General features: G+C 60.6%; 15 protein-coding genes. 12 read left to right on the plus strand and 3 right to left on the minus strand.

All coding sequences use genetic code 11. The annotated features are described in order from the left end of the window. The first annotated feature begins 529 nt into the window (after nucleotides 1-529). From AC5P6X_RS07985 to AC5P6X_RS08020, 8 genes are all read left to right on the plus strand, one after another. Nucleotides 530-1,459, plus strand: coding sequence for an RHS repeat-associated core domain-containing protein (locus AC5P6X_RS07985; protein WP_425531789.1), 930 nt, complete (start codon nucleotides 530-532; stop codon nucleotides 1,457-1,459). Beyond that, on the plus strand, nucleotides 1,437-1,967 hold the full coding sequence (locus AC5P6X_RS07990) for a hypothetical protein (protein ID WP_123958328.1): 531 nt from the start codon (nucleotides 1,437-1,439) through the stop codon (nucleotides 1,965-1,967). Before AC5P6X_RS07985 ends, AC5P6X_RS07990 begins: the two co-directional genes overlap by 23 nt. Before the next feature lie 436 nt (nucleotides 1,968-2,403). Then, nucleotides 2,404-5,286, plus strand: coding sequence for an RHS repeat domain-containing protein (locus AC5P6X_RS07995; protein WP_329757090.1), 2,883 nt, complete (start codon nucleotides 2,404-2,406; stop codon nucleotides 5,284-5,286). Nucleotides 5,287-5,291: 5 nt separating this feature from the next. Further along, complete coding sequence (locus tag AC5P6X_RS08000) at nucleotides 5,292-8,351, plus strand: RHS repeat domain-containing protein (RefSeq protein ID WP_123958330.1); 3,060 nt, start codon at nucleotides 5,292-5,294, stop codon at nucleotides 8,349-8,351. Nucleotides 8,352-8,868: 517 nt separating this feature from the next. Continuing rightward, entirely contained in the window at nucleotides 8,869-9,747 is an 879-nt protein-coding gene (locus AC5P6X_RS08005; RefSeq protein ID WP_149500828.1) for a site-specific integrase family protein, read from the plus strand. 132 nt (nucleotides 9,748-9,879) lie between these two features. After that, nucleotides 9,880-10,242 carry a hypothetical protein gene (locus tag AC5P6X_RS08010; protein WP_049448441.1) on the plus strand — a complete coding sequence of 121 codons (363 nt, stop codon included), beginning with the start codon at nucleotides 9,880-9,882 and terminating at the stop codon, nucleotides 10,240-10,242. 505 nt (nucleotides 10,243-10,747) lie between these two features. After that, complete coding sequence (locus AC5P6X_RS08015) at nucleotides 10,748-10,972, plus strand: TonB family protein (RefSeq protein ID WP_227415829.1); 225 nt, start codon at nucleotides 10,748-10,750, stop codon at nucleotides 10,970-10,972. 78 nt (nucleotides 10,973-11,050) lie between these two features. Beyond that, nucleotides 11,051-11,569 (plus strand): hypothetical protein, encoded by a 519-nt coding sequence (locus AC5P6X_RS08020; protein ID WP_049448445.1) that lies wholly within the window; start codon nucleotides 11,051-11,053, stop codon nucleotides 11,567-11,569. Between the two features lie 26 nt (nucleotides 11,570-11,595). Here AC5P6X_RS08020 and AC5P6X_RS08025 read toward each other — a convergent pair whose 3' ends face one another. From AC5P6X_RS08025 to AC5P6X_RS08035, 3 genes are read right to left on the minus strand one after another with little or no spacing between them, the layout of a single operon-like run. Then, complete coding sequence (locus tag AC5P6X_RS08025) at nucleotides 11,596-11,922, minus strand: hypothetical protein (protein ID WP_005408578.1); 327 nt, start codon at nucleotides 11,920-11,922, stop codon at nucleotides 11,596-11,598. A 23-nt stretch (nucleotides 11,923-11,945) separates the two neighbouring features. Then, the gene (locus AC5P6X_RS08030) at nucleotides 11,946-12,290 is read right to left on the minus strand and encodes a hypothetical protein (protein WP_088436146.1); all 345 of its coding nucleotides are present in this window, start codon (nucleotides 12,288-12,290) and stop codon (nucleotides 11,946-11,948) included. A 40-nt stretch (nucleotides 12,291-12,330) separates the two neighbouring features. Further along, nucleotides 12,331-12,942 carry a GyrI-like domain-containing protein gene (locus AC5P6X_RS08035; RefSeq protein WP_049448451.1) on the minus strand — a complete coding sequence of 204 codons (612 nt, stop codon included), beginning with the start codon at nucleotides 12,940-12,942 and terminating at the stop codon, nucleotides 12,331-12,333. A gap of 353 nt (nucleotides 12,943-13,295) precedes the next feature. Here AC5P6X_RS08035 and cyoA point away from each other — a divergent pair, with 353 nt between their 5' ends. From cyoA to cyoD, 4 genes are read left to right on the plus strand one after another with little or no spacing between them, the layout of a single operon-like run. Further along, complete coding sequence (gene cyoA / locus AC5P6X_RS08040) at nucleotides 13,296-14,336, plus strand: ubiquinol oxidase subunit II (RefSeq protein ID WP_005408581.1); 1,041 nt, start codon at nucleotides 13,296-13,298, stop codon at nucleotides 14,334-14,336. A gap of 2 nt (nucleotides 14,337-14,338) precedes the next feature. Beyond that, a complete protein-coding gene (cyoB, locus tag AC5P6X_RS08045) occupies nucleotides 14,339-16,336 on the plus strand; it encodes a cytochrome o ubiquinol oxidase subunit I (protein WP_005408582.1) in 1,998 nt (665 codons plus the stop codon). Then, nucleotides 16,333-16,971: a cytochrome o ubiquinol oxidase subunit III gene (gene cyoC, locus AC5P6X_RS08050; RefSeq protein WP_005408583.1), complete on the plus strand. Its 639-nt coding sequence runs from the start codon at nucleotides 16,333-16,335 to the stop codon at nucleotides 16,969-16,971. The genes cyoB and cyoC overlap by 4 nt, the downstream gene beginning before the upstream one ends. Beyond that, a complete protein-coding gene (cyoD, locus tag AC5P6X_RS08055; RefSeq protein WP_005408584.1) occupies nucleotides 16,971-17,312 on the plus strand; it encodes a cytochrome o ubiquinol oxidase subunit IV in 342 nt (113 codons plus the stop codon). The genes cyoC and cyoD overlap by 1 nt, the downstream gene beginning before the upstream one ends. The last annotated feature ends 269 nt before the right edge of the window (nucleotides 17,313-17,581 follow it).

The raw sequence follows: 17,581 nt of genomic DNA on the forward strand, positions 1-17,581 counted from the left end.
TGGGAAGTATCCGAAGGCTTAGTTGGCGCTTACCGTTAGTAGGTTCGGTGCAGGTCAGTGCCCGGAAAAGGGTGCCCGGCGATTGTCGGGCTAGCTCAGCACAGTGCTGCGATGGCACCGAACATGCCGGTCCGCTCGGCTGGAATGGGTTGCATCCATTGAGTTCTTGTTCGCTTGCATCGCTAGCCGCATTCAGTGGGCGCATTCGTAATGCGTAGGTCGCAGGTTCGACTCCTGTTTCCGGCACCAGTTGTAGAAAAGCCCCGGCCTTGGTCGGGGCTTTTTTTATGCTCTGGTAGTGCCGGCCGCTGGCCGGCAACCCCAGGAGTGCCAGCCCATGGCTGGCAGGTCGCGATTTCTGAGTCTCGCGATCTACCCGCCCCTCCGGCTTCCCAGGCGCTTGGCTCCTTGCACAGTTCCTGACCTGGCAACTGCAGCCGGTCATTCCTGTGCTATGAATACCCAGCCTTGCTTCAAGGCTCTTTCAGAGATTGGAAGGATGCGCAGGTTCGGGGGAACTGCAGGCGGCGTGTTTACCCGCTTCAGGAGATGTGGAGATCGAATTCGCAAGCTGGGGGCATCAGGCGCCTGGCTGTGTTGTGTGCTGCTGATCGGCCTTGGCCTGTCGCCAATCGCAGTCGCCCAGACCACTGTGACGTACATCCACACTGACGCCCTGGGCTCGGTCGTGGCTGAGAGCGATGCCAACGGCAATGTGATCAAGCGCTATGACTACGAGCCCTACGGGGCCGTGGTCGGTGGTCAGGTCACGGACGGGCCTGGGTATACCGGGCATGTGAGCGACTCGGCTACCGGGCTGAGCTACATGCAGCAGCGGTACATGGACCCGCAGTTGGGGGTGTTCCTGTCGGTTGATCCTGTGACGGCGTATGAGCAGCCTGTGGGGCAGTTCAATCGGTACCGGTATGCCAACGGGAATCCCTACAAATTCACCGATCCTGATGGGCGGGCCGTCACGTGCGATGAAAAGCGGTGTGCTGGTGAGGTCAATACCATAGCCGATGCTCTAGCTCTTCCTGTCATTCTAACGGTGGCCTACGGCGGTCGGTTGCTTTCAAACCTGATCGATACGGTTCAACGAAATGAGTCGGCTGATCCGTCCGGCTCTACAGCAGCCCCCAGTGGCACGAATCCACCGGCATTGCCGGTGGATCTGGTAGGTGATCAGAGCAGCCCCTTGGCAGGGCCGAATAAGAACGGCACGCGGCATACAAGTGGCAATCTGAAGCCGGAGTTCGGTGGCACCGGGAACTACGACGAAGACCTCGAGACTCTCGCCGGAGAAACAAGGCCCGCGGTTCGCGGTGATAGTGCTCCTCCCGGGGCACAGATCGGAGAAAATGGTGTTTTTGGTCGCCAGACAAACAGTTCCGGTGGCAAGAGTATCGACATCCCTGCAAACGGTAGTAAACCGCATGAAACCCTACACTACGATTGAACAGCTCTCCGGCGGCATGCGCTATCTACCGCTGCAATTGAAGGGAGTGCAGCTGGATGCTCTGCCAGCTTTGATCCTGGGGCGTCGCCTTCTTGAGTGCAGGATTCCACAGATGCAGGCAGCTCGATCGGCTTCGCAAGTGGTCTTGAATTTCGATCCGGATATGACTCTGGAACTAACATCTTCCAGTACGGTTGCGCAGGGATGGGATGAATTCGGGACGATAAATGTCGAGGTCCTGCCCGAGGCCGCAGTTGAATCGACGTGCGAATGGAGCGATCTGGAGTTGCCGGAAGATCTCGATGTCGTCCGGACCGAGATTGTTCGTTGGCAAGGCGACGGACTGATCGTTGATTCAGGTATTCGTTTGCACTTCGGGAATGGCCGGACCTTCTCAGCCGTAGCGCTGGATGTGCCCGGGGTGCTTCTCTTGACTATGCCTGGAGAGAATGCTCCGGATTCCTGGCAGTTCCCGGCAAGTGAATACTCTTTCGTAGTGATTGGATGAGTAGGTCGGGACTTTCTGCTTGGCAAATTTTCTGATCCAATCCAGCCTCTTGGGAGGGGCTTGCGACGTTACAGGCTCGGCTCCTGTTCACTCACCCTGCTTGATGAATAACCTAGGCTTTGGTCAGGGTTTTTTGCTTCGTCTTCGTTCGGAAGTCTTTGATGCAAAAGGGGGCGAGCGGGAAGGTCATGTGCCCGGGAACACCCATGCGCGCCGGGTCTTATTCCGCGCCTGCGGCATATTCCAAATCCGTTCATGGTTGGTATAGGCTGTCGCCATTGCTCCTGAGTGCGATATGCAATGTGTCGAAGCAGGCGGGCAATGCAGCAAGGGAACACGGGGACTGGGGCAAGCTACATTCGCACGACGGGTATGTTCTGCCTGGCGGCATGTCACGCCCATCGAAGATCAACTGCAGCAGCAATGGAACCGCGTAATGCAGAACTCCATGGATCAGCAGTGGACACGTTGGAAGAGTGCGGGCCGAACCGGGGTAGCCATGGCGATGTTGTTGCCCGTTCTGACGAACACTGCAATGGCCCAGAGCACATCCGGAAACTTCGTGTGGGAAGAGTTCCCTGATCGGATAGCGAAGGCGGAGAAGGTTTCCGCACTGGGTCCTGATCTGTTTGGCGACAAGGTCAGGTTGGCCAACGGCGAGCTTGGATTCGAGATTACCGATATCGACCTCCCAGGCAATAACGCGCTGGAGGTCAAGCTCACCCGTACCTACGACGTGGTAAGCCGGAAAACCTACTTCCCGGAAGCGATGCTGGCGGACTGGCAGATCAAAGTTCCCCACATCAGCGGCAGCTATGCTCCAGACTGGGGGACTGGAGCCGATGCCGGCGCACCAGGGCGCTGTTCGTCGAGCTGGTTGCCTGCTGAATCAGCGCATTTCAGCACGCGGGAGTTCTGGGGCGGTCTCTCTGTTGATATTCCCGGGGGTGGTGGGGAGCTGTTGCGTACCGCTGCCGGCGTGACCCAGCCGCAGGATGGTTCGGCTTACCCCTGGACAACGTCGGGGCAGATATTTTTCTCCTGCCTGCCGGTCATCCAGAATGCGGGTGGAGAAGGGTTCCTGGCGATCACGCCAGACGGAACACGTTACTGGTTCGATTGGTTTGCACAGACCTCCGAGCCAACGCTCAAGAAGTATCAGTATTTCCATGACGATGGGTCGTTGCCCAAACCAGAGCCTTGGCGATTCCTGCAGCGCCGCAAGAACATTCTGCTTGCGACCAGGGTGCAGGACAGATTCGGGAACACCGTCCAGTACACCTATGCAAATGCGTGGAACGAGGCGCCCAGGCTGACCGCAATCACCGCCAGCGACGGTCGCCAGCTCACGCTCTCCTATCAGGGCAGCAACGTCAGCAGTGTCAGCGACGGTACGCGCCAGTGGCAGTATCAGTACAACAGCTTGCCATCGCGCCGAGGCCTTTCCGCCGTCCTTCTCCCCGATGGGAGCCGGTGGGCAATCAACTTCGAAGACTTCACCCGAGCGGCGCTGCGATATGCCGAGGTGATGTCGCCCGAGCCCGGTGAGATGTTCCGGAACTGCTTCGAGAACGAGGTTCCCACGTCCTATCCTTCCGGGACCATTGCAGGAACGATGGTGCACCCCTCCGGTGCTACCGGGCGGTTCACCGTTACATCGCTTGAGCATGGCCGTAGCCACGTACCTCTCAACTGTCGTGGCATCGACTATACGCCCGGCTTCGGCAACAACCCCAATGACGACGTCAATACCTATGCGATCTCCGGCTTCAGTTTCACGCTGGCCGAGAAGACCATCAGCGGCCCGGGGCTCCCTGTACTGCGTTGGACGTATGACTACACCCCCAACATCAGCATCTACCGATACCCGGGGCAGCCGGCCGGGAACCTGGTATGCCCGTATGGGAGTGCTGCTACCTGTGCCGCGCCCCCGTGTACCAGTGATGATTGTGCGCAATCCAGTATCACGACCGTGAGCGGGCCGGGTGGGGAGTGGGTCCGCTATCGACATGGCAATACCTACCGTTACAACGAAGGCAAGCTGCTTTCGGTGGAAGTAGGTACCGGTCCATCCGACATTGCGCGTACCACCACCTACCGTTACGACCTGCTTTCCACCGGCCAGAACTATCCCGCGCGATATGGAACCAGCGTGCAGTTCTCGGGCGAGGGGTGGGCCGGCGAATATCATCGCCCACAGCTGGAGACGCACATCTCCCAGCAGGGGGCCGTTTTTTCGACTGTTCTGGGCGATCTGGACTACTTCGCGCGTCCGCACGGGATCACGAAGTCGAGCACGCTTGGCTTTGCCCGGACCGAAGGCCATGGCTACCGTGACAACCTCTCAAGGTGGGTCCTGGGCCAGCGGGAAAGCATCACCTGTCTCGCACCGGCCACTTGCGCGGGTCAGGCAATGTCCCATGTGGTATTTGATGGCAACACTGACCTGCCAATCCAGTTCAGGGAGTTTGGAGCGCTTCGTCAGACACTGACCTATCACCCCAATGGCAGCGTCGCCACTGTCGCCGATGGCCGCAACGGTCAGGGCGTGGATACCCGCATGACGCTGGTTGACTGGAAACGAGGCATTCCCCAGTCCGTCCATTACGGTGACGGCACCATGGAACTGGCAACGGTGAATGATCAGGGCTGGATCGTGCAGTATGCCGACGCCAATGGCTACGCGCGAAACTACGCCTACGACGCCCTGGGACGCTTGAAGCAAACCGACCTGCCGCAGGGCGACACGGTGGCATGGAATTCGACGTCCACCGTGTTCGAGGCAATCTCCTATCCGGAATACGGATTGCCCGCAGGGCACTGGCGGTCCACCACCCAAACGGGGAATCATCGTCGACAGGTCTTCCACGATGCCTTGTGGCGGCCCGTTGTAACGATTGAAGAGGATATCGCCAATTCCCAGGCGACGCAGCAGTGGGTGGCGACGCGCTATGACGAGATGGGGCGTACGTCGTTCACTTCCTATCCGCGGAACCTCCATCAGGAAGGCAGTGCGGACTATGCCGATACCAGCCTGCAAGGTGTTCATACCAGCTACGATCTGCTGGGGCGACCGCTGGCAGTCCAGCAGGACTCGGAGCTCGGAGTGTTGAGCACCTACAACGAGTATCTGTCCGGCTTCCAGACCCGGGTGACCTCGCCCAAGGGCCAGAAGACACTCCTCCGCTACATAGCGTTGGAGCAGCCCGTCGCCGATCTGCCGGTCTATGTTGAAGAGCCAGGCGGTGTGATCACCACCATCGAGCGGGATATCTACGGTAAGCCTGTGGAGATTTCGCGCAGCGGAGGTGCTCAGTGAGGAGAATGCGAATTCCGGGAGTACGTCGCGAAACCTGGTTCGCCTTCCTTCTTGCACTGGTGGCGATGCTGCTGGGGGTTGGGGACGCCTACGCGCAGGCTTCCTTGCGCCTGACCGCGCCCGGCGGGACGACCTTCACCGCACCTTCCGGCTTCGATCTCAAGCTCGAGGCCAGAAGCGGTGGCAATGGCAAAACAATGGAGGTCGTGGAGTTCTACTGGCTCAAGCGCAACGGGGTTCGAATCGATTTTGATGAGGCGTTGCCCACACGGATCTATTCGGAAGGCGAGTTGCCTGCTGGCGTGTATACCTACACGCTTGAGGGGCGCGCCATGTATCACGACCCGGTCAATGGCAATGAGCGATACAAGACCATCTTCCCGATTCCAACGCTGACCATCACCGTTGTTGCAGGAAGTGGAGGTATTAGCGCCTCATCCGGAACCTGCACCATTCCATGGGGGCAGAGCAGTTGCCCGGTGACGATCAGCTGGAACTCCAATGCTCCCGCCGCGCGCGTGCTGGTGTCTGCGCTGGACAACAGCGGTATGCAGGTGATCGGGCAAGGGCAATCCGGAACGGTCACCGGCTGGGTCACGGCGGCCGGGCAGCGGTTCCATCTGATGAACGGCTCGGCGACGTTCGCGACGACCGAATCACGCGGCGTGCCGACCATCAATCAGCCTCCGGTTGTGAGCGTCGCTTCGCCGGTTGCAGGCGCCATGTTCCCGGCAGGCGCGGGTGTCCCTATCAACGTGTCAGCGAGTGATGGCGATGATGGGATCAGTCGGGTTGAGCTCAAGGTGGATGGCGCCACCATCGCGACGTTCCAATCGCCGCCCTATGCCAGTCGCATAGCCAGCCTGGCGCCGGGGACGCACACCGTGGTGGTTGTCGCCACTGATACGCGTGGCGCTTCGACGACGTCGGTACCAGTCAGCTTTACGGTGTCTACCGTGCCAGGTGTGACGTTGACGCGTCGTTACGTCTACGACGGGCAGCAACGACTGTGCAAAGTCATCGAGCCTGAAACCGGCTCGACGGTGATGGCGTACGACGCAGCAGGCAACCTGGCCTGGAGCGCAGCCGGCCTGGATCTGCCCAGCGCGACAAGTTGTGATCTGGCCGTTGCCGAAGCCAGTGGACGCGTGGTTCGTCGCAGCTACGACGCACGGAATCGATTGGCCACGCTGCGCTTCCCGGATCGCAATGGCGATGTCGACTACAGCTACACCGCCGATGGACTGGTACAGCAGGCCATCGCCTACAACGACGCTGGCAGCACCTCGGCTACCACTCAGTACCAGTACAACAAGCGACGTCTGCTGGTGGGTGAGACCCTGTCCCAGTCCGGTGCAGTGCCGCGGAGCCTGGGGTATACCTACAACGCCAATGGGCATCTGGCGGGTCATGTCTATCCCGCTGGCCGCCCGGTCGACTACGCTCCGAATGCCATGGGGAAGCCAACGCGTGTCGGCGACTACGTCACGGGCGTTAGCTACTATGCCAATGGTGGAATCAAACAGTTCACGTATGGAAATGGTGTGGTCCACACGGCTACCCAGAACGCGCGGCGCCTTCCTGCGCGCATTGTGGACAGCAACATCGTTGCCCTGGAGACATCGTTTGATCCGAATGGCAACGTTGTCGCCATCGCAGACCTGCAGTTGGGCACCGACTACAGCCGCCAGATGCAGTATGACGATCGAGACCGTCTTGTTGTGGCCGGAAGCCCGATGTTCGGCGGAGCGGGTTGGCACCGCTTCCGTTATGACGCCCTGGACAACATCCGCAGTTGGTCACTTGATGGGGTCAAGGCCGACCAGTACTGGTATGACGCGCACAACCGGTTGACCAACATCCGCAACGACAACGGGGCGACCACTGTTGGCCTGGCCTATGACGTCCAGGGCAATCTGGCCAACAAGAATGGCCAGGGCTTTCGCTTTGACTATGGCAATCGCCTGAGGGAGGCGGTGGGCAAGGCCAGCTATCGCTATGACGCGGACGGGCTGCGCGTGCTTGCCACGCGGACTGACGGGGCGGCAGAGGAGTCTCTCTATCGTCGCGGAGGACAGCTCGTCTATCAGTTCAACCGTGGTAGCGGCCTGCAGACCGAAACCTTGTATCTGGACAGCAAGGCAGTTGCGCAGCTGGAGACGGTGTCTGGCGCAACCACGGTCAAGTACCTGCACACGGACGCGCTGGGCAGCCCGGTTGCCAGCACCGGGAGTGCGGGACAGCTGCTTGAGCGGACGCACTACGAACCCTACGGCAGGCCCATCAATCGAACGGTGGATGGGGTCGGGTACACCGGTCACAAGATGGATGGCGATACCGGGCTGAGTTACATGCAGCAGCGGTACATGGACCCGCAGCTGGGGGTGTTCCTGTCGGTTGATCCGGTGACGGCGTATGAGCAGCCGGTTGGGCAGTTCAATCGGTATCGGTATGCGAACGGGAATCCGTACAAGTTCACGGACCCGGATGGAAGAGTCCCGGTAATGCCCTTCATCTACGGTGCCGTCTTGGGCGGCCTTGCAGATATCGTGGTCCAGAAGGCCATGAATCCGGATAAGCCCATTGATAAAGTGGAGGTTGGCATTGCCGCCGCCGTTGGCTCTGTTTCCGGGGGCGCTGGTGGACTAGCCGTTGCTGCGGTCGGTTCCGGCACGATTTCGGTTGGGCGTGCAGTTGCAATACAGGCCGTGGTCAATGCGGTTGCAGGTGGTGCTGGTTCCGCCGCAGAGAGCGCAATCAAAGGCCAGCCCATCACGGCGGAGGGCGTCGCTTCAAATGCGATTGGCAGTGCCGTTGGAGGATTGGGAGCCTCCGGTGTTGGCGTTGCCATGGGTGATTTCGCTGGCCCAGCTTCACGAGGAACACTCAAAAGGCTGAGTCAATCCCGCGGCCCAGGCGGACCGAACATGGCAAGTGCCACTGCATCAACTGGAACTGCAATTCCGAGGCAATCAGCATTCCAGGGCGGGGCTTCCCAAGCGGGCCAAGGCGTCGCGGGAGCAGGGGCAACTATCGTACAGAAAGATCTGGAGAAGAAGAAATGACTTCCATGATAAAAGGTTTCCTAGGGGCTCAGCTTCTCGCTGCGTTCTTCGGCCTTGCGTATTTCGCGGTTCTTACGTACCGGCATCATCCGGATGCTATGCATATCAGTCTGCGGATTTGGGGCTACTTCGCGGCGTTGTTTCTGATCCTTCAACTTTTCTTTGCGCTTAAACAGTGGTGGCAAAGGCCGCATCGAAGGCGATAGATGTGCGCTCTTTTTTGGTGTGGTGATTTTTGGAACGTTCTGGTCGATCTTTACACGGAAGAGGGGGGAGGGGTGATCTAGTGCTTCAGGCTCACGTGTACGAAGTTGGCGATGGATATCGATACGAGGTGGTATTGGTAAACGAGCCGTAGAGTCTGCGGGTCTGTTCGAATTTCATCGGTTTTCAGCAGTTGTGACTGAACTGGCGGCTACATGGGGTGTGGTCGACCACTGCGGACGATCCTCATCCAAACACCGCCTCGCATCCTGTCTTAACTTGGCCTTATGGCCACTTACGGACGCTCCACCCAATGTCATTTGCACTCACCAAGCGCATCGTTCTCACAGTTGAGCCCAGAGAGCGCCCCTACCAGCTCAGGAACGCTCAGGCTCGTGGTTTGATCCTTCGAGTGCCGCCCTCGGGTCACAAAGCATGGATCGTGACCTGGGCGCACGGTAAGCGTCGTACCTTGGGTCCGGTAGAACATCTGACACTTGATCAAGCCCGCGACCAAGCCCGGCAAGAGGTTGCCGAATGCGTTCAGTCCGGATTGCCGACACTCGCAAAGTCCAAGCCCACCAGTTGCACGCTTGAAACACTGCTCAATGACCACTTCGAACCTTGGGCGATAGCTGAGCTCAAGGGCGGTCGTCAGTACCCGGACCGCATCAGATCGGTGTTCTCGTGGCTATTGCGCCGTCAGATCATTGAGATTGACGCGCCCACCATGGAGCGATGGTGGCGCGGGCGCGTCATTGGCCCTGCCGTCGTCACCAAGGCTACCGCAGCGCGCGACTTTGCTTGCCTGCGGTCTGCCTTGTCGCGGGCCGTTGAGTGGAAGCTGATCGAGACTAACCCCCTCATGGGCATGCGTCAGCGATCAGCGGCTAGCCGCAAGGTGGTCCGGTTCCTGTCCCCTGATGAGGAGACGATGCTCCGGGCCGCGCTGGCAGCGCGCGATCTAGCTGGGGTTGAGGGGAGGGCGAACGCCAATGCGGCCCGACGCAAGTACCGGCAAGCGGTTCTGCCTGATTTGCCGATGGACGGGTACGTCGATCACCTGACCCCGGTGGTTCTTACAGCCATTACGCGATTCCGACACCGCCGGGTGGCAAAATTGAAGGATCACCCGATGGTCGATTTGTTCAGGCAAAGGGGTCTGATGGTCAACCCACTGGGGTTCGAATAGATGGCGGGCACAAGCCATCAACTCATCCTGATCCCCGCGCCCAGCAGCCGCATGGTCATGTTCCCGGTGTAACCAATGCCGACGGAACCCCCATGGCTTCCGATCAAACAATGAGTTGGAGTGACGTAAATCATGGAAACTGAAGCTGCGATCATTGAGATGACAAAGCTTGTGAATGAGTTCGCGTTGGGCTCCGTTGATGCCCAAGCTTTCATTGAGAAGTACTCGAATTTCTACTACTACGAAGCGCTGGACGGACATGAAGCTTCAAGTGCACTGCGCCCCGAGAGCATGATGAAGCTCGGGCCCGCTATAGAGCTGCATCGCCGCGTTCAAGAAGATGTGGTGAACAAGATCTCGTTCGATGCGGGGTTTTCAACTGAAGCGATGAGGATGGCTGGGCGACTCTCCCCGGCGGAGGCGCGGGAGCACGCGCTGAGGATATGTGCAGATGTTGGGATTGAAGTTGTTCTGTCGGCAATCAATGCCGCATGAAGCCGTCCGGCGACAGGTTGTCACCGCCCGGCGACGAAGCGGCAGTATTGATGTCACCTCTGGACTTCGCGTCAAATCCTCCGGGGAGATCCAGTCTCCTGCTCTGGGGGGCGGTCACGAGGTGAGCCATGCTGCCCAGCATGATCGGGTTGGATTGTCCGCTTTCCAGGCTTCGCTTGTTGCGCCACAGTCCAACTCGGAGAGCAACGGCGTGATGCAGATCCGAGTCGGCGTATCTTCGGAGGAGGCGCGGGCTACGGGTGTGGAGACCCGGGCCGCGCATGAGCTGGGGGAGCCTGCCCGGAAGAGCTACAGCGACACGAACGGCACGGTTAATGTCTGCTCCCCCACCAGCAATCGGGAGTGTTGAATGAACCGCGTTCTGATGCTTGCGTTGGCCTTGTCCAGTGCCTCATGTCGCGCCGGTGAGGAGCTCCCTGGGCCTTGCCAGGCGGCAAGCAGTCCGGTGGAGTCCATTGCGCCGGTCGTTTCCGCCGCGACTGAGATGCAGGTGCGTGGCTCTGTCGTGGCGACTGTCGTCGTTGAAGAGGATGGGCGGGTGACAAATCCCGTCATCACGCGGTCACAGTTTGAGGCGCTGGACCGGGGGAGGGTCGACAATGCTGCTTATGAGCGCGCAGCCTTGGTTGCCGTGGCGAAGTGGCGTTTCCCTCCGGTCCCATCCCGCTGCACCAGGAAGGTCACATTCGATTTCCAACGTCTGGATTGAATGAGCCCGGTCAACCTGCTGAAACAGCAACGGCAGCGAGCAGGTGTTGAAGACCCTCATCGAGGACGATAAGAGGAAATGATCATGCGGATTGCTTCTTCAGTCGTCATTCTGGCCGCCTCGCTGCCGGCTGCAGCATCCGCTGCGCCACCTGTCTCTGTGCCGCAGGCCTGCGCGCCGACCTACTGCATTGAGGTCGGCGCCACGTTGCCCGACCGGCCGGTGACGATCCGGGTTGAATCGACGGTTCCCGCAGACGCCTCGACGACAACGGTGGACATGGGGCGTGGATTTTCAATTGCCTTCCATTCCCGGTATGTCGAATGGAAAGCCGGGCGAATGGGCCTCCCGCCCGCGCGATGGACACCAGGCAAAGCCAAGGCGAGCGCGGCAGCTTGCCTGAAGTGTGGCGCGCCGGGCTGGAATGAAGTCATGGGCATTGCCATGACCGGCATCCCCGAAGACTATGGCAATGACCTTTCCGGTATCAGTGTCTGCTTTTGGCCGCTTGATCGTTCATCGGCAGGGCACGGGGACGGCAAGTCCCTGCGCCTTGGGGAGAAGGTCTGCATCGCAGATCCGGCCCCGAAGCGCTGAGCAGCACGTCTGCGCGGAGTGCTGCCTTAATAAGCAAGATCGAAATAGTAGATCTTCTTTGCTCCGAACACGCCGCAACCTTCGCTGGTGAGTGCGTGGAAGCCGATCGGTGTCCGCGATGACGCCGCCGACAGGATGGCCGCGTACTTTTCCCGTCCGGATTTGTCGCTGGCCAGATCGATTGTCCAGCGCCCGTCGGAAGCACACTCGTTGTTGGTGGGCTGGCCTTCCAGCCACACGGAAACGAACGTGGATTCGACAACCAGTTTGGTGATTTTTCCGGTCTGGTGTGTATCGGCCCATGCGCTGCCGGACAGCAGCAGTGCACCGAGCGTGATAGCGAGCTGTTTCATGTCTTCCCTGCAGGCCCGGAGGATCAAGCCCTATATATAGCGCAGCAGGTGCCGGATCTGATGAGCACGAGCATCACCAGTTGCCGCAGATAGCCGCCGATCACCCCGGCCAGCACCCCGGCCGCGATCCGCATGGCCAGCCGGAACCATCGCCCGGTTCGTTCCCGCAGCCAGGGCAGTACCACCGTTACCTGTGCAGCCAGCAGCGACACCACCACATCCATCCCCAGTGCATCGATCAGCGACAGCAGCGGCAGCAGGTCGGGATTGCAGGCCAGTACAAGCAACAACACGCTGCACAGCAGCGCGAAGGCGCGGCGCCCGGTGGGCAGGGTGGTCCAGCGCAGTAAACGATCAATCAGGGGCATGAATCTTCTGCTCCCTTGTCAGAGCGGTGCTCGCAGGCGGTCACTCCGCGCGGACGGGCTGCCGCAGCACGGTCTTCAACCGCGTCGCGTCGGTCCTGCGCGGGTCGCTCAGGTAGATCTCATGATGGGGGCCGGCAAAGGTGTAACCCAGTGCGGGCATCAGTTCGTCGTGCAGATGGGCCAGGGCCGGACCCTCTTCATCGTAGGCGCCTACGTGAAGCGTCTGCAGGCAGAGGCCTTCTTCGAGAATTTCGTGGCGAAGGCTGGCCGGAACGTCGCCCAGTTTCTTCGCCGCCTTGGCGATGGCAGCCTCCGACTGCGCTGGACTGATCCCGTCCGGCGTACGGATCATCACCGTCCACCTCCACTCATCCTTGCGGCGTGCCACAAAGCTCGACGGATCCTCGGCGGTCCAAAGCGCTTCCAGCGGTGGCACCACGTAGTCCTGGCCCCCGGCCTTCAGGGCGAACTTCAGTGCATAGCTCACCGAGTACAGCCATTGCACCGCCTGCAGGTAGGCCGGGGCGGTGTTCGGGTCGCCGCGGCCATCGACCATCAGGTAGGGCAGGGGCGGTACATCGACCGGTACGAACTGGCCGGCGGGCGGGTGATAGAGTGCCCGGTCGCGCTTCTTGAAGTCGATCTTGTCCATCGGGGTCTTCCTCCTGTACCGAGCATCCCATGCCAGGCACCCGTCAGCACGCCTGAACCGATTCAGGTGACTTTGCCGAACGAGGGCGAACGGCCCGCAAACGTCCAAGGCCGGAATGCCGCCCTAGGTCATGCGCCTCGTCACGCCCGCGCGGTGCGACAACGTGTCGCAGCCAGAATCGGGCCTTTCCTGCGCTCGATCAATGTCAATGCCTTTCTTAAATGGTGGGTGACGGCCTAAAATTGAAAGGCTGACTCGACCCACCTCCCTACCTGTCTTCCGGACCGGTGGGACCGGCTTTGGCCGGAACAGGCAGGACGGGGAACGGCATTCCCTCGCAATTGGATCGACCGATGATTCCGTTGAAAACCCTTGGGCGCTGGTTGCGCCCGGGCCTGCTGCTGTCGTTGCTGGTGATGCTCACCGGCTGCGATGCCGTGGCCATCCTCAGTCCGAAGGGCCAGATCGGCCAGGATGAGAAGACCCTGCTGATCACGGCCACCGTGCTCATGCTGCTGGTCGTCATCCCGGTCATCATCATGACCCTGACCTTCGCGTGGAAGTATCGCGCCTCCAACACCAAGGCCCGTTACGAGCCGAAGTGGTCCCACTCGACGGCGATCGAGGTGGTGGTGTGGTCCATTCCCTGCATGATCGTGCTGGTGCTGGCGGTCCTGACCTGGCGTTCGTCGCACGCGCTGGACCCGTATCGTCCGCTGGAATCGGACGTCAAGCCGGTTACCATCGAGGCGATCTCGCTGGACTGGAAGTGGCTGTTCATCTATCCGGAAGAGAAGGTGGCGGTCGTCAACGAAATCAAGTTCCCGGTCAACACGCCGCTGAACTTCAAGATCACGTCCGATTCGGTGATGAATGCCTTCTTCATCCCGCACCTGGGCAGCATGATCTACTCGATGGCTGCGATGGAGACCAAGCTCCACCTGATCGCCAACGAGACCGGTGAATTCCCGGGCATGTCCTCGCACTACAGTGGCGCAGGCTTCGCCAAGATGCACTTCACCGCCTACTCGGTCACCGATGCCGAATACCGCCAGTGGCTGGACCAGGTCCGTGCCGGTGAGCAGACCCTGGACAAGGCCTCGTTCAAGGCCCTGGGTGAAGCACGCAACGCCGAGTGGTATCCGGTCACCTACTTCGGCAAGACCGAAGAAGGCCTGTTCGACTGGGTCATCGCCAAGCACATGGGCGACAACAAGCATTACGGCATGAAGCACTCGCACGCCGGTGCCGCCGCTGCCGATGCCGCCAGCCATGAAGCGCACGAGGGGCATGCCCCCAGTGACGCGCATGATTCCAAGGAATCGGGTGAAAACCTGGATGCCACCGAACACGAACACGCTGGCCATGCTGGCCACGCGGGTTCGGGAGAATGAACATGTTGGGAAAACTCTCTCTTGAGTCGATCCCCCACGATCCGATCGTGCTGACCACCCTGGTCGGCGCGGTGCTGGGTGGCCTGGGCGTCATGGCCCTGATCACCAAGTTCAAGCTGTGGGGCTATCTGTGGAAGGAGTGGTTCACCTCGGTGGATCACAAGAAGATCGGCGTGATGTACCTCATCGTCGCCTTCGTCATGCTGCTGCGCGGCTTCTCCGACGCGATCATGATGCGTACCCAGCAGGCGCTCGCCGTCGGCGGGTCCGAGGGTTACCTGCCGCCGCACCACTACGACCAGATCTTCACCGCCCACGGCGTGATCATGATCTTCTTCGTGGCGATGCCGCTGATCACCGGTCTGATGAACCTGGCCGTGCCGCTGCAGATCGGTGCGCGCGACGTCGCGTTCCCGTTCGTCAACTCGCTCAGCTTCTGGCTGTTCGTGTCGGGCGCTGTGCTGATCATGCTGTCGCTGTGGATCGGTGAGTTCGCTGCCACCGGCTGGCTGGCGTTCCCGCCGTTGTCGGGCATCGAATACAGTCCAAGCGTCGGCATGGACTACTACATCTGGGGTCTACAGGTCGCAGGCCTGGGTACCACGCTGAGCGGTATCAACTTCTTCATCACCATCCTGAAGATGCGTACCCCCAGCATGAAGCTGATGCAGATGCCGGTGTTCACCTGGACCGCCCTGGTGACCAACGTGCTGATCGTCGCTGCCTTCCCGGTGCTGACCATCACCCTGGTGCTGCTGACCCTGGACCGTTACCTGGGTACGCACTTCTTCACCAATGACGGTGGCGGCAACGCCATGCTGTACATCAACCTGATCTGGATCTGGGGTCACCCGGAGGTGTACATCCTGGTCCTGCCGGCGTTCGGTGTGTTCTCCGAAGTCATCGCGACCTTCTCGCGCAAGGCGCTGTTCGGCTACAAGGGCATGGTCTACGCCACCGCCTGCATCGGCGTGCTGTCGTTCATCGTGTGGCTGCACCACTTCTTCACCATGGGCTCGGGTGCCAACGTCAATGCCTTCTTCGGCATCACGACGATGATCATCTCGATCCCGACCGGCGTGAAGATCTTCAACTGGCTGTTCACGATGTTCCGCGGCCGCGTGCACTTCACCACCCCGGTGCTGTGGACCATCGGCTTCATGGTCACCTTCGTCATCGGCGGCATGACCGGCGTGATGCTGGCGATCCCGGCCATCGACTTCGTGCTGCACAACAGCCTGTTCCTGATCGCCCACTTCCACAACGTCATCATCGGCGGCGTGGTGTTCGGCATGTTCGCCGGCATCACCTACTGGTGGCCGAAGATGTTCGGCTTCCGCCTCAACGAGTTCTGGGGCAAGTGCGCGTTCTGGTGCTGGTTCATCGGCTTCTACGTGACCTTCATGCCGATGTACGTGCTGGGCTTCATGGGCATGACCCGTCGCCTGCAGAGCACCGTCAACCCGGCCTACGAGCCGCTGCTGCTGATCGCCGCCGCAGGTGCCTTCATCGTGGGCGCCGGCATCCTGTGCCAGATCATCCAGGTGGCCGTGTCGATCCGCGACCGCAAGAAGACCGTCGACCTGACCGGCGACCCGTGGGATGCCCGTACGCTGGAGTGGGAAACCTCTTCGCCGCCGGCCTTCTACAACTTCGGCACCCTGCCGGAAGTCACCGAACTGGACGATTTCTGGGAGCGCAAGCAGCGTGGTGAAGCCTGGCCGAAGCCGGCCAAGTACACCGACATCCACATGCCGCGCAACACCGGCACGGGCGTTGTCATCGGTGCCTTCAGCCTGGTGTTCGGCTTCGCGATGATCTGGCACATCTGGTGGCTGGCCATCGTCGGCTTCGTCGGCATGATCGCCACGTTCATCTACCGCACCTTCGACCAGGACGTGGACTACTGGGTCCCGGCCGCCGAGGTGGAACGCATCGAGAACGAACACCGCAAGCACCTGGAAGCCCAGGGCCTGGTGAAGTCGGAGCTGAAGGCATGAGCACCAATACCTCGACCCTGAGCCACGGGCACGCCGCGCATGCGGCGGCCCATGGCCATGACGACCACGAGCACCACGACACCGGCGGCAACACCGTCTTCGGTTTCTGGGTGTACCTGATGAGCGACTGCCTCATCTTCGCCTCGCTGTTCGCCACCTACGTGGTGCTGGCAGGCGGCACCGATGGTGGCCCCACCGCGAAGGACCTGTTCGAACTGCCGTTCGTGGCATGGGAAACCGCGCTGCTGCTGACCTCCTCGCTGACCTTCGGCCTGGGCATGATCGCCATGCACCGCAAGCAGATGGGCCAGATGTACCTGTGGCTGGGCATCACCTGGCTGCTGGGCTTCGGCTTCATGTGCATGGAAGTGTGGGAGTTCCAGCACCTGATCCACCAGGGCTACGGTCCGGACCGCAGTGCCTTCCTGTCGGCGTTCTTCGCCCTGGTCGGTACCCACGGCCTGCACGTCAGCGCCGGCCTGCTGTGGCTGCTGGTGATGTTCGTGCAGCTGAAGAAGTACGGCCTGACTCCGACCAACAAGACCCGCATGGCGTGCCTGAGCCTGTTCTGGCACTTCCTGGACCTGATCTGGATCGGCGTGTTCTCCGTCGTCTACCTCAATGGAGCGCTGTAATGGCACATGACAACCATGCACACGACCACGGCACCGGCGGCGAAAGCCATGGCACCGTGAAGTCGTACCTGATCGGCTTCGTGCTGGCGGTGGTGCTGACCGTCATCCCGTTCTGGATGGTGATGTCGGGTGATTTCTCGCGCACCGTCAACGGTGTGGTGATCGCGATCACGGCAGTGCTGCAGATGCTGGTCCACCTGGTGTTCTTCCTGCACCTGGACCGTTCTTCGGAAAGCCGCTGGAACGTCAACGCTGCGGCCTTCACCGTGGTGGTGATCGGCATCATCGTGGTCGGTACCCTGTGGGTCATGCACAACATGAACGTGCACATGATGCACTGACGTCCGTGCGACGTTGCCACGCAGAAGGGCCGCCCTCGGGCGGCCTTTTTGTTTGTCGCGCCCACCGGGAATGGCACGCGCAGTGGTAGTGCCGGCCGCTGGCCGGCAGTTGCGGGAAGCCGGCCAGCGGCCGGCTCTACCAGGAGATCCACGCCATGCGTGGATGGGGCTGAATCCTTGCCTGCAGCAAGGGATCCGACCCCAAAGCCATCGGCCTCATCCCGCCTGGCATGGCCGGCACAGGGGGTAGTGCCGGCCGCTGGCCGGCA

The organism is Stenotrophomonas sp. YJH_SMC_40 (genome assembly GCF_059368615.1).